The sequence below is a fragment of the Chitinophaga deserti genome (assembly GCF_003149455.1).
Lineage (GTDB): Bacteria > Bacteroidota > Bacteroidia > Chitinophagales > Chitinophagaceae > Chitinophaga > Chitinophaga deserti.
Genome location: NZ_QFFK01000003.1, coordinates 586,785 through 600,123 on the forward strand (window position 1 = coordinate 586,785; position 13,339 = coordinate 600,123).

Genomic DNA, 13,339 nt, shown 5'->3' on the forward strand with positions numbered 1-13,339 from the left:
CTTTAATTGATATCGCAAAAATTGGTGGAGAGAAACACCGGCAGTATTAAGCCTGTTACTGGAGAACAAAAATGACCTTTACCAGTGCTCCAATCCGCCGCAAAGTTGCCACATGATCACCGGTGCACAGCGTCGAAAAAGGAATTCTATTTACGCAATCGGGAAAAATAACCATCAAACAATTACATGACAATTCCCGATCCGATTACGATGAAGGATTATACAAACAACAGAAAGGCACCCCTTCCGGGATGCCTTTCTCCATCTTAAAATAATTATGGCTGGTTTTATTTATTCCACCAAACTTTAGTAGCCAGGTTGTCTCCACCCTGTGCGCCAATCGCTGCACGGTAGTTATCCAGGTTCACGGCCTGCTCTTTCTGCGGATAGTACAGCCGTGCCGGGATGCCGGTACCTACGAGGGGCACAAACTTAGAAGCATCCTGCTCACCGCTGGGTACATCGGCCCAAACCACGTCTCCTGGTTTAATCAGCCATGCAGGGTACCCTGTTCGGCGGATCTCAGACCATGCTTCAATCCCCTGCATATACAGCGCCAGGTACTTCTGGGATAATACGTTGGCCTGGCTGGCTGCCGGCAAGGCATTCACATAAGTGTCTGCTGCAGCGCCGGTTATGCCCCATTTTTCAAGGGAAGCACGCACCCCTGCCACATAATCCGCCTGGCTCCAGTTGCGCACCTCGCTCAGCAGGAAATTCACTTCCGCCAGCTCTATCAGCACTTCCGTATAATCGGCTGCGTTCACCAGGGTTCCCGGCAAGCTGATATCTTCCGCCTTCAGGATACTGGCTACCGATGGCAGCAGTCCATAAGGCTGGCCACGGTACTCGCCTTTGTTATTTACGCGGGCATACACTGCCAAACGGGGATCGGCTGCGGTAAACGGTCCCACCTGTCCTTTCAATACATTGATCAGGATGTGTGATACCGAAAAGTCGCGGCGGTTTTCTGTAACCGTATTACGGAACAGCGGCGCCTCATTGGGAGATTTGTTCTCATATTTCAGGGTGGCGTTCTCTGCATTGGTAGTGATCAGCCCGCCGGCAATCGCTTCCTGTATATGTGCTACTGCCACCTGGGGCAGCTTGGCACGGATGCGTACTGCCACACGGAGGCGCAGTGAGTTGGCAAACTTCTTCCAGAGTGCGGTATTTCCTTTGTAAATCCCGTCATAAGCGGCGAAGGTATTCGCGGTTGTCAGCTGTGCTGCTGCTTCCTTCAGCTCTTTCAGGATATCCTGGTAGATCTTTTCCTGAGATGCGTATTTCGGTTTCAGAATCTCCGGGTTGATCTTCAGCGCCTGAAAATCAGGATCAGTATTTCCGTAGGAGCTGTAAGGAATATCTCCAAACACATCTGTCAGCGAAAGGAAAGCGAACGATTTCAGAATACGCGCAATGGCGATCTGGTTCTCGTTCGGCCCTACCGTTCCGGATACTTTTTCTTTCGTCAAAGGATCCGTATTCAGGCGGATGATCTGCTCCAGGTTGTTCAGAGCCTTGTAGGTATTATCCCAGATGCCATCGGCATTGGTACGCCCGATGTCATACCGCGATTCGTTCGTGTACTGGTTCTGGGAAAAGTACTGTGCAAACAGCATGCTGCCACGGAAGTTGGCGTTGGAACCGCGAAGTGCGTCTACCAGCTGCTTCTGCGCTACGGAAATAATAGTCGTCGTAGGCACATCGGCCGGACGGTTGGGATCGGTATTGATATCCCTGAACTTGTCGTCGCTGCAGGCTGCCAGCAAAAGTGCGGCAATGGCGGCGAATGTATATTTCAGAAAAGTAAGTTGTTTCATGTTCATGTCGGTTTATCAGAATTTCACCTGTACGTTTACGCCAAAAGTGGCCGGCACCGGGATGTTGCCCCCTTCGATGCCCTGAATGTTTCCGCTGCTGCTGGTAAGCTCGGGATCCACACTGCGGTTCTGCTGGTAAATGTTCCAGAGGTTACGGCCGTAGCCGGATACACGCACCTGCTGTATTGTTTTATTGCGGAAAGGAATGGTATACCCTGCAGTGATCTCACGGAGCTTCACGTATGTAGCATCGAAGATGCTTTGCGTGGTTGGACCATTGGAATAACCCAGCGCCCAGTTCTCTGCGGAAATACTGGTGGTGTTGGTTTTGGTATTGGAAACGGTGTAGCTGCCATCGGCATTGAAAGTAACATTACCGTTCACGCCGTCAAGCACAAGCCCGTTTTCGCGGATACCGTTCTCTGCAGATTCTTTCAGCACACCGGTACGAACACCTACGCTGTAAGTCTGGGAGAAAACCTTGCCACCTACGCGCCCGTCGATCAGGAAGCCTGCATCAAAACGTTTGTAAGTGAAATGGTTACCGATACCAAACTGCCACTTGGGAAGTACGCTTCCAAGGGGGCGCATCTGCTCTGTACGCAGGTAACCGCCGTTGGCTGCAATCACTTTATTACCCTGTGCATCGTACACGAAATCATAGCCCATCAGCTGACCGAAAGATTCTCCTTCACGTGCTACCAGCGCAATAAGGCTGTTGGCATCGTTGATGGGGAAGCTGGTAACGCCCTGGGTAAGCTCTACCACTTCGTTCTTGTTGGATGACCAGTTGAGGTTCACATCCCAGTTAAAATCTTTGGTGCTAATGGGTACCCCGGTAAGTGTTACTTCGAGGCCTTTGTTATTGATCTTACCTGCGTTAATGAACTTACTGTCGTATCCGAATGCGGTAGATGTGGGGATGTTGATGATCTGGTTGCGGCTGTCGTTGGTATATGCCGTAACATCCAGGCCCAGTCTGTTCTTCAGAATCCTGAAGCTCACACCTGCTTCCAGTGAGGAAGTGATCTCCGGTTTCAGGCGGCTGTTGGCCAGTACGGAGGGGAGTTTATAACCGGGGTTGCCGTTAAACGACTGCACCGCTTCATACACCTGCTGTAACTGGTAAGGGTCTGTATCATTACCCACCTGCGCCCAGCTGAGGCGAACCTTCAACAGATCGAGCCAGGATGCGTTCTTGATACCCTCCAGCTCACTGACGATGAAGCTGGATGATACGGATGGGTAGGCGAAGGAGTTTTTATCCAGCGGAAGGGTAGAACTCCAGTCGTTCCGGATGGTACCATCGAGGAAGAGGAGGTTCTTATAACCCAGCGATACGCTACCGAAAAGCGAGTAAATGCTTTTGTGATAACGGTTCGATTCTATCAATACGCTGTTTGCGTTCTTGAGGTTGTAATACAGGGGGATGATAAGGCCGCCCTGTGTGGTAGCGTTGGAAATAGTACGCTTCTGGTTCATGATGATACCACCTGCGTAAGCGGAAAGCGACAGATCATTCCAGCGTTTATTTGCATTGGCGAGAAACTCGTAGTTGAACTCGCTGAATTTATTGTTGTATTCGATGTAGTTGCTCTGTGAGCGGGAATACACGGCGATACGGTCCTGGTAATCGTAGCCATACAGGTCAGCATTCACTTTGGAACTGAGGTTCAGCCAGCTGTTTACTTCGTAGTTCAGCCCTACGTTACCGTAAAAGCGGTCGCGGTTCTCTTCGAGATAGCTTTCGTAGGCCGACCAGAAGGGGTTATCGATGTATTTGGTAGCACGCCCTGCGGAAGTATTCTCCCAGGTGTTGCGGTTCCATGCACGGGGAGTACCATCGGCACGTTTGTAGTCGCGCAGCTTATCATAATCCACCTGTACCTGGCCCCACTGGAAAGCTTCCAGCATAATGCCACGGTTGGTGGCGCCGGTCCAGGGCCGCCCTGTGCTCTGGTTCTTCACATAGTTGAAATTACCTGTTGCGAGGAATTTCCCGAAGCGGTTGGAACCGGAGAAATTGATGGTGTTACGATGGAGTTTTGAATTGGGAGCAGTACCGCGAACCAGTTTGTTGGTATATGAGAGGCGGAATGTCTGCTTATCGTTACCGCCGCTCACGGCCACGTTGTTGGTGGTGGCGATGCCGGTGCGGAAGAAGTCGGTTGCATCATGCTCGGGATATACCCAGGGCTGTGGGTTCAGGTAATCGGCCTGAAACTCAGGATCGAGGTTGTACCAGTGCAATACGGGAGTGCCGTCGAGCTTGGGGCCCCAGCTTTCGTCCATACCGTAATCCACGAGGTTATAGGTTTTACCGTTGATGGTGGCCGTCTGGAAAGTGTTGGCTTTACCACCACCGTAGAGCTTCTGGCGTTCGGGGAGGCGTACCACGCGCTCCAGTTCCACGCCGGAGTTGATGGTAACATCTAGGCCCTTGCCTTCTTTACCTTTTTTGGTGGTGATAACGATAACACCGTTGGCTGCGCGGGTGCCGTAGAGTGCCGCAGCAGCAGGACCTTTCAGTACGTTCACCGACTCAATATCATCCGGGTTCAGATCCTGGATGGTGTTGCCCACATCCTTACCGGCAGAACCCTGAGCGGTGGTGCGGGTGTTCATATCGGAGTTATCGATGGTGATACCGTCGATCACGAAGAGGGGCTGGTTATTACCGGAGATGGAGTTGATACCACGAAGGAGAACGCGATTGGAGCCGCCCATGTTGCCGCCAACGGAGATCACCTGCAGGCCTGCCACTTTACCGGAAAGGGCGCCAATGGCGTTGGTAGGACGGGTTTGCAACTCTGCGCTCTTCACTTCCTGTACGGAGTACCCAAGTGCTTTTTTGGCGCGCGAAATACCCAGTGCGGTAACCACTACTTCCTGGAGTTGTTTATCGGCCGTGTGTAAAGTGGCGTTGATAACGCTTCTTCCATCTATAGGCAGCACCACCGTTTCCATGCCTATGAGGCGGAACGATACGGCGGTGGCGGTATCGGGGATGGATAAGCTGTAAGTACCGTCAGAAGCCGACATGGTGCCGGAGGAGGTACCAGCGATAAAAACGGTTACCCCTGGGAGGGGCTGGCCATCACCGGAACTCACTTTTCCGGAGATCTTCCTGCTTTGTGCGAATGTAGTCAGGCTCGTTAGCAGCATAAGCAGGGTAAGCTTGTATAAATTTGACATGTTTTTACCCTATTAATTTTATAGACTATATAGGGTGCGAAGGTATTGGATGTGTTAAGAAAAACCTAATAAATTTTAGTTATAGGGCATATAGATAAGTTAAAACGGCTGTTGGCAGTGGGTTTCACGCTGGAGAAAATTGTAGCACCCGGGATTTGTGCAATCATCTTTTGGAAAGATTAGCGTCCGGAATGTATCGCAAACCACTATTTGGTAAGTAATCCTTACGGTATTTTGTTATTGTCATCACCTCCTGAGCTGTACACGCATTGCTACATCCGCTGACCTCCTTCCTGATTGGAGCCTCCCCTATTATTTAATACGGCCCGGTATAGGTCGCTTTCTTATTATAAACCCGTATTGCGGGTAATGCTATCGGGCCCACAGGCTGTACTCCGCAGAAGAGGTTCTCCTGGGGTAAAAAGTCAGGGCCTGAAGGTTACAGGTTCAGTACCTCATCCTGATTCTCTTCTCCCTGAGCAGGAATTGTTATCAACATCCCTTCTCATTTGTCAAGATTTTGGAGGCATCTGTAATGCATGCCCCTACCAGGTAAATGCAGGGCTAAAGCACATTTAACCCGAACATACAGGGGAGATAAGCCGCCCTTAAGCCGCCTATAAGCCGCCCATATCCCGCCCATAAGCCGCCCCTATATAGAGGCGGCTTATCCCCGGCTTATCCCCGGATTAACTACGGTTTATATGCGGCTATACATACTTGTACACTTACTATATACATAACGCTACCCAGTTGTATTCACGGGGCAGCCGGGAATTCCGGGTTTGCGGGGGAAGTGCAGGGATGCGTGGAACCGGGAAACGGGGACGGATATGGATATAGAAGGACGGGAATCTGCGGGTCAGGAAGGACTGGTTTGGAGGTGGGAAGACGGGTATTCCGAATGTAGGGTGAACGGGGATGGACTTGATAGAAGGGGGATGAGGAAATGTGGTAAGGGGCAGTTGCTGTTAGGTTGCGGGTATAAAAAAATCCCTCCGGCATACACCGGAGGGATTTTATCTTATGAGAACAATTCTACTACTCGGCTTTCTTTTCTTCGCCGCCTTCGGATTGTTTCAGTTTTTCTCTGAGTTCAGCAAGCGCGCCCAGGTCGCCCAGGGTGGCTTTTTCTACCTTAGACTGGATGTTTTTCACAGTCTTGCGGGTTTTTTCAGCGTCAGCACGTTTTTCTTTGATGATAGCATCTTTTTCTTCGGCTTTCACTTGTTCCCAAACCTTGGTATGAGAAACCAGAATGCGTTTTTCGTTGCGATCGAATTCGATGATCTGGAATTCTTTCACGTCTTCAACAGCGATTGGTTTTTCATCTTCGGTGCGCAGGTGACGGGCGGGAGCGTAAGCTTCCAGGCCGTATTGCAGTTGCACGGTAGCGCCTTTGTCATCTTTCTTCACTACGGTACCCTCGTGGATAGAACCGATCGGGAAGATGGTTTCGAAGGTGTTCCAGGGATCTTCTTCGATCTGTTTGTGACCGAGGGAGAGCTTACGGTTGTCCTTATCGATACCGAGGATTACTACTTCGATCTCGCTGCCCACTTTCGTGTACTCGGAGGGGTGGTTGAAGCGTTTGATCCAGCTGAGGTCGGAGATGTGGATCATACCGCCGATACCGGTTTCCAGTTCTACGAATACGCCATAGGGAGTGATGTTTTTCACGATACCTTTATGACGGCTTTCGAGCGGGAATTTGGTTTCGATAGTAGACCAGGGATCTTCGGTCAGTTGTTTGATAGAGAGCGACATTTTACGCTCGTCTTTGCTGAGGGTAACCACCACTGCTTCGTATTCTTCGCCCAATTTGAAGAATTCTTTCGCGTTGATGGGGGTAGAAGCCCAGGAGATCTCGGATACGTGTACCAGGCCTTCCACACCGGGGAGGATTTCCAGGAATGCACCGTAATCTTCGATGTTTACCACTTTGCCTTTTACTTTGGCTCCTTCGGAGATAGTAGCAGGCAGGGTATCCCAAGGATGGGGAGTCAGTTGTTTGTAACCCAGGGAGATACGTTTCTTCTCGTCGTCGAAGTCGAGAACAACCACGTTGATCTTCTGGTCCATCTGCAGTACTTCGCTCGGATGGCTGATGCGGCCCCAGCTGATATCGGTGATATACAGCAGACCGTCCAGACCGCCCAGGTCGATGAACGCACCGAAATCGGTGATGTTCTTGATAGTACCTTCCAGCACCTGGCCTTTTTCCAGTTTGCTAATGATGTCAACACGCTGCTGCTCGATATCGGATTCGATGAGCGCTTTGTGAGAAACCACTGCGTTGCGGATAGCCTCGTTCACTTTCACAACCTTGAATTCCATGGTTTTGCCCACGAACTGGTCGTAATCGGTAACAGGTTTCACGTCGATCTGAGAACCCGGCAGGAATGTTTCCATACCGTAAACGTCCACGATCAGGCCGCCTTTGGTTTTGCTGGTAACAGTACCAGTAACCACTTCGCCGGTTTTGTAAACTTCCACGATACGTTCCCATGCACGTTGCATGCGCGCTTGTTTGCGGCTCAGGTGCAGGTTGCCATCGCGGTCTTCTTTCTCAACTACCAGTACTTCCACTTCGTCGCCGATTTTCAGGCCGGGAAGGTCACGGAATTCGTTGAAGGAAATCAAACCGTCGGATTTGAATCCGATGTTGATCACCACGTCGGTTTTGGTCATACCAACGATAGTACCCATCAGCAGGCTGTTCTCGTCGAACACTTTGAAGGTACCGTCGTAAGTAGCATCATATTTCGCTTTTTCTTCAGCAGAATAAGATGTTACGTTACGTTTGTCCACGCTCCAGTCGAAATCATCGTGGGCGGTTTCCACAACAGGGGCCTTTTTTGTCGCTGTTTCTGCCACAGCCGCAGCTGCAGGAGCCTGTTGCTCAGCGTTTTGTTCGTTAATAATGTTGTTTTCTTCCAAAATATAAAGTTTTAAGGGGGCAAAGATACGATAAATCTCCCTTTGAGGCAACTTTATTTGGTCAAAAGTGTTATTGAAAATGAGGGCTTTATGTATACAATGCCCAATTATCCGTTTCTTCCCAAAAAATGGAAAATTGGCTGTGGGAAAGGCCGGCGAGCATTTTTTTTCCTTAATTTTCCGGTATGAACGGATCTACATTCAAAGCGGACATTAAATACTGGCTGAAACAGGAAAATACGGTTAACCATCTGATGATCATTAACATAGCCGTATTCCTCATCGTCAGCATAGTACGGCTGTTCGCCTTCTTCGGCACTCCCTTCGCCACCCCGGCCTTCAATTTCATGGTTAATAACCTGTCCCTGCATGTAGACGGTACCCTGCTTTACAAACCATGGGGGCTTATCACCTACATGTTCTTCCACGTTCACTGGATACATATTCTCTTCAATATGCTGACCTTCTTCTGGTTCGGCAACCTCTTCCGTTCAGAACTGGGTAACCGCCGCGTACTCCCCCTCTACCTCCTTGCCGGCATCTTCGGGGGATTACTCTACGTTGCCGCCTATAACATCTTCCCGCAATCCCCCTACCTCGGCGGCCCCATGATCGGTGCATCGGGCGCCACCATGGCATTCCTCATCGCCAGCGCCACCCTTATGCCCAATATGGAAATCGGCATCCTCGTAGGGCATGTAAAACTGAAATGGCTCGCTATCGCAGTACTGGTCATTAACCTTATTACCGTTCCCGAAGGCAACGTCGGTGGCATCCTCGCCCACTTCGGCGGCGCCCTCTTCGGCTTCGGATACATCCGCATCCTCAAATCCTCCGGCACCGACCTTTGCGCCCCCCTCATGAAACTGTTCGATAATCTCAATAATCTCTTCAGCCGCAGCAAAAGCTCCCCCTCCCGGTCCTTCAAACCTAAAAAATCACCCCTCCGCGTTGTCCGCAACCCGTCAGACGCATCCCATGCCTCCCGGCTCGATCAGCTGCTGGATAAGATCTCGGAAAAAGGGTATAATAGTCTTACCACCGAAGAAAAGCAGTGGCTCCGCCAGTACAGCAACGAAAAGTAACCGTTTAACATCCGATTAACCAGTAGTTCCCGGGAGATACGTACATTCCGGTAATAAAAATCCCGTTGTCCCATGTCCGTTCAGACGATGGTCCGATCGGCCGGCAAACTGATAAAAACGATAATAAAAACGGGGACCAGAGGCCTGCATGATGAAGCCGCCATCCAGAGCGTCGTGTTAGTCAACAGCCTTAGCGTAGCACTTAGCCTGCTCGTGCTATTGATAGGTCCTTTCTTTTATTTGCTGACCGGCAACCCCTACATCGTATATCCTGCCCTTGCGGAATGCATCATTGCCGCTCTTCCTTTATATTTAAATTACACCAACCGCCATACCACCGCCGCACTCGTCACCTTCCTCAATCAATGTTCCGCCGTACTGTATTTCGGGCTTGCTTTGGGCGATGTGTTGCTCCTGCAGCTCATGGTTGTTTTCCTTATCGCTGTCACCTTCCTTATTTTTAAAAAGCCCCGCATCCGCCGCTTCTGCCTCCTTACCGCCGTTGCCGTACTCATTACCCTCGAAGCAGGGCATTACTTCCATATCGGCCAGTTCATTTACCTGGATCCCCAAACCGCGGCCATCTTCCGCTGGTGCTCCATGGCCGGTATGCTTACCCTGATCGTATTAACGGGCAAACATTATGTCCGCAGCAGCGATTTCCGCCGCATCTTCCTTTACCAGATCACCCACGAGCTGCGTACACCGCTCAATGCCGTTATGCTGGCAGGGCAGCTTATCAAAAGGGAACTCACCTTTAAACCCGATGCCCGGCGTATTGCCGCATTAACCGACCATTTGCTGGCAGCGGGTAACAGTGCCGATAATATCCTTGGCAACGTACTTCAACTCGCCCGCAGTGAATCCGGCAGGCACGATGCCTCACAGGCATGTTCCATCGAAGTATTCCCGTTCTTTTCCCAGATCGTTCAGCTCCATGCCGTGATCGCGCAATACAGCAGCATGTCTCTCCGCCTGAGTGTGGAAAATATGCCGCCCTTCATTTCAGCAGACCCCGCCAAGCTGCATGTTATCACCGGCAACCTGCTGGCCCATGCCATTCAGTTTGCGGACCGCAACAGTGAAGTAGGCGTGCTGGTACGCCGCGCGGGCGACCGCTGGGAGATCCGCGTCAGCAACGCAGGGCCGGGTATCACCGATGAGCAACTGGAGCATGTGTTTGAGCCATTCGTTACGCAGGGCAACCTCCAGGTGGAAGGTACCGGCCTAGGACTGTTCATCACCCGTGCCAAAACCCTTTCCATGGGTGGCCGCATTAATGTGGAAAACCAGCCGGGCGAGCGCACCACCTTCATCGTTTCCCTCCCCCTCATCACAACTGCCCCCGGCACCACGCCCAGCCTCCTGCCCGATTCCGGAACGGCAGACGAAGCTCTGAACCTCCATGTGCTCATCGCAGACGATAATGACATGAACAACCTGCTCCTCGCTAAATTCCTGCGCCGTATGGGCTGCAGGGTATCCATGGCGGTAAACGGACTGGAAGCACTCCGCCAGGCAGCACATGCCACGCCCGACGTCATCATCCTCGATTACCACATGCCCGTTATGGATGGGAAAGAAGTGCTGGAAAAAGTAAGGGAAGAAGCGAGCCTCAAACATATCCCCGTTATCATGGCCACGGCCGATGCATACCATTCCACCCGCCAGCTGCTCATGGATGCCGGCGCCACCGCCTTCCTCCAGAAACCCATCAGCTTCGGTATGCTGCAGCAAACCCTCCAGGCCTGCCTGAAATAAAAAAGCCCCGGAGAACCGGGACCTTACTTCAGATCATTTATCAGTAAACGTAAAATCCAATTTTCATCTGCTGCCATGGCAACGGACGGTTAAACCCATGCACTTATCAGCAGCCCCAACAAGATACAGGCCTTCCCTCCTGAATCATACCCCGCTGCACACAAAAGACCGCAATGGGAGATTTTTCTCCGGCTTACCGGCGGGAATTGTCTGCCTTACGTCAGGCAACAGCGGTGAATCCCGCTATGAAATGCCTATCTTTGCCTATCGTATAAGCCATGAAAACATTCAACGTACCCATCATATACCGTAGTCCGCTCATCTCTGCCATTAAACAGCAAAGAAAGCAGCAGGACCGTATGAAAAAAGACTTCACCCCTACCCGCCTGGAATTTGGTCCGCTAACGATTTTGCTGGCCCGGCACTTCGGGTTTTGCTATGGCGTGGAAAACGCAATCGAGATCGCCTTCCGGACTGTAGAAGAAAATGAAGGGAAGCGGATATTTCTGCTGAGTGAGATGATCCACAATCCGCAGGTGAATAACGACCTCCTTTCCCGCGGGGTACAGTTTCTTATGGATACTTCCGGTAAACAGCTCATTCCCTGGGAATCGCTGCATGCCGATGATATCGTGATCATACCCGCCTTTGGCACCACACTGGAAATTGAATCACACCTCGAATCACTGGGGATTGCCCCGCTGAAATACAATACCACCTGTCCATTCGTTGAGCGTGTATGGAATAAGGCCGAACAAATTGGCGCCAAGGAATATACCGTGATTGTACATGGTAAACCTAAGCATGAGGAAACCCGTGCCACCTTCTCCCACAGCCGCTCCCACACCCCCACCATTGTGGTGAAGGATATGGAGCAAACCCACAGGCTGGCAGCGTACATCCGTGAGCAGGTGCCTGCCGAAGGTTTTTATGAAGAGTTCAAAGGCCAGTACAGCGAAGGCTTCGATGTTACCAAACACCTCCAGCGTGTTGGCGTCGTGAACCAGACCACCATGCTCGCTTCCGAAACACAGGCCATCGCAGACTATGTGCGCCAGGCTATCCAGGAACATTATCAGCTGCCAGACGACCGTATTGCCGAACGCTTTGCCGATACACGCGATACGCTTTGCTATGCTACCAACGATAATCAGACTGCCGTAACCGGTATGCTCGACGAAGCAGCCGATCTCGCCATTGTGGTAGGCGGCTACAACAGCTCTAACACCTCGCACCTCGTAGAGCTTTGTGAAGAAAAACTTCCCACTTACTTTATATCATCCGAAGAAAAGCTCATCTCTCAGAACGAGCTGCTGCATTACGATTTTCACCACCAGCAGGAACTCCACAGCACCGGCTACCTCCCTGCCAAAGAAAAGGTAACCCTGTTGCTGACAAGTGGCGCTTCCTGCCCCGATGCTATCGTGGAAGGCGTTATCCGTAAACTGGCCGGTTTCTACGGACAGGCGCATATGGTAGACGAAACTGCCGAGGCATGGTCTTAATTAGACAACTACACTGACTAACAATCTTGCAGATATGAAAAAAGCACCGCTGAACGGTGCTTTTTTTCTTTGGGGGTAATCAAACGCTAGTAATGCAGAGAAAATTAATTTTGGGGCCAGATAACAAACAAGTGATAATTGCTGGTACAAAAGTACTATCGCAGGCATATGCCCGCAACCGGGAATTAATATCCGGTATCGATTACCATATAAGTGGCGGTTGAAAAGTGAAAATCGGAGTGGTGAAAGGGCTATTTAGAAGTGCATGGCCTTTTTGAGGAAGTCTGCCTTACGCCTGCGTGACACTTCTACCTGTGTACCATCGCTCATCAGCGCAAATCCGCCCTCACCCTGAATATAACTATCCATCTGCTGGAGGTTGATAAGATGGGAGTTATGGACGCGGAAGAAGTCCACATCGGTCAGTAACTCTTCAAACTCCTTTAGCGGCTTGGAAACAAGGAGCTGCTTGCGGTCGGTAAAAAATAATTTCGTGTAGTTACCCGTAGATTCACAACGTACGATCTGTTGCACGGGCATAAATACCAGTCCGTTGATGGTTGGCAGCGCTATCTTTTTGTTTGTCTGCTGCAATGTTTTCATATTCTGCAGAAACATTTCAAGGGGTGCCATGCCGGGCTCCGGGCGGTTTTGCCGGCGTTCCTGGAATTTGCGGAGCGCATCCTGCAGCTCCTGTACACTGAAAGGTTTGAGTAAATAATCGAGTGCGTTAAACTTGATAGCTTTAAGTGCGTATTGTTCGTATGCGGTGGTAAAAATAACGTCGAACGGTATGCGGTCGAATTGTTTGAGGAGTTCAAACCCATTCTGGTGTGGCATTTCCACATCAAGGAATACAAGATCGGGGTGCATTTCATCGATGATACGGCGGGCATCCTGTACGCTTTTGACTCCTGCCAGCACAGTAACTTCCGGACACTTTTTAGACAGCATCGTTTGCAATGCATCGATACAATGTTGCTCATCGTCTACGATAATGGTTCTGATTTCGCTCATGACGGAATATTTA

At 50.7% G+C, this 13,339-nt stretch carries 7 protein-coding genes; 3 read left to right on the top strand and 4 right to left on the bottom strand.

The features are described from left to right. Window positions 1–287 precede the first annotated feature (287 nt). The 3 genes from DEV76_RS09610 to rpsA form a co-directional block, all read right to left on the bottom strand. Window positions 288–1,823: a SusD/RagB family nutrient-binding outer membrane lipoprotein gene (locus DEV76_RS09610; protein ID WP_198652000.1), complete on the bottom strand. Its 1,536-nt coding sequence runs from the start codon at window positions 1,821–1,823 to the stop codon at window positions 288–290. 15 nt (window positions 1,824–1,838) lie between these two features. Beyond that, window positions 1,839–5,018, bottom strand: a complete 3,180-nt coding sequence (locus tag DEV76_RS09615; RefSeq protein ID WP_109697658.1) for a SusC/RagA family TonB-linked outer membrane protein — start codon at window positions 5,016–5,018, stop codon at window positions 1,839–1,841. A gap of 1,041 nt (window positions 5,019–6,059) precedes the next feature. Next, on the bottom strand, window positions 6,060–7,958 hold the full coding sequence (rpsA, locus tag DEV76_RS09620; protein WP_109697659.1) for a 30S ribosomal protein S1: 1,899 nt from the start codon (window positions 7,956–7,958) through the stop codon (window positions 6,060–6,062). Window positions 7,959–8,143: 185 nt separating this feature from the next. Here rpsA and DEV76_RS09625 point away from each other — a divergent pair, with 185 nt between their 5' ends. From DEV76_RS09625 to DEV76_RS09635, 3 genes are all read left to right on the top strand, one after another. After that, on the top strand, window positions 8,144–9,043 hold the full coding sequence (locus DEV76_RS09625; protein WP_109697660.1) for a rhomboid family intramembrane serine protease: 900 nt from the start codon (window positions 8,144–8,146) through the stop codon (window positions 9,041–9,043). Between the two features lie 72 nt (window positions 9,044–9,115). Beyond that, window positions 9,116–10,804: an ATP-binding response regulator gene (locus DEV76_RS09630; protein WP_109697661.1), complete on the top strand. Its 1,689-nt coding sequence runs from the start codon at window positions 9,116–9,118 to the stop codon at window positions 10,802–10,804. 278 nt (window positions 10,805–11,082) lie between these two features. After that, complete coding sequence (locus DEV76_RS09635; protein ID WP_109697662.1) at window positions 11,083–12,309, top strand: 4-hydroxy-3-methylbut-2-enyl diphosphate reductase; 1,227 nt, start codon at window positions 11,083–11,085, stop codon at window positions 12,307–12,309. A 255-nt stretch (window positions 12,310–12,564) separates the two neighbouring features. Here the strand turns inward: DEV76_RS09635 and DEV76_RS09640 are convergent, their stop codons facing one another. Further along, window positions 12,565–13,326, bottom strand: coding sequence for a LytR/AlgR family response regulator transcription factor (locus tag DEV76_RS09640; RefSeq protein ID WP_109697663.1), 762 nt, complete (start codon window positions 13,324–13,326; stop codon window positions 12,565–12,567). Window positions 13,327–13,339 lie beyond the last annotated feature (13 nt).

What these genes read in the sequence shown, in the direction of transcription:
- DEV76_RS09615 (WP_109697658.1), bottom strand. Translation starts at nt 5,018, where the DNA reads ATGTCAAATTTATACAAGCTTACCCTGCTTATGCTGCTAACGAGCCTG.
- DEV76_RS09630 (WP_109697661.1), top strand. Translation starts at nt 9,116, where the DNA reads ATGTCCGTTCAGACGATGGTCCGATCGGCCGGCAAACTGATAAAAACG.
- DEV76_RS09640 (WP_109697663.1), bottom strand. Translation starts at nt 13,326, where the DNA reads ATGAGCGAAATCAGAACCATTATCGTAGACGATGAGCAACATTGTATC.
- DEV76_RS09610 (WP_198652000.1), bottom strand. Translation starts at nt 1,823, where the DNA reads ATGAAACAACTTACTTTTCTGAAATATACATTCGCCGCCATTGCCGCA.
- DEV76_RS09635 (WP_109697662.1), top strand. Translation starts at nt 11,083, where the DNA reads ATGAAAACATTCAACGTACCCATCATATACCGTAGTCCGCTCATCTCT.
- DEV76_RS09625 (WP_109697660.1), top strand. Translation starts at nt 8,144, where the DNA reads ATGAACGGATCTACATTCAAAGCGGACATTAAATACTGGCTGAAACAG.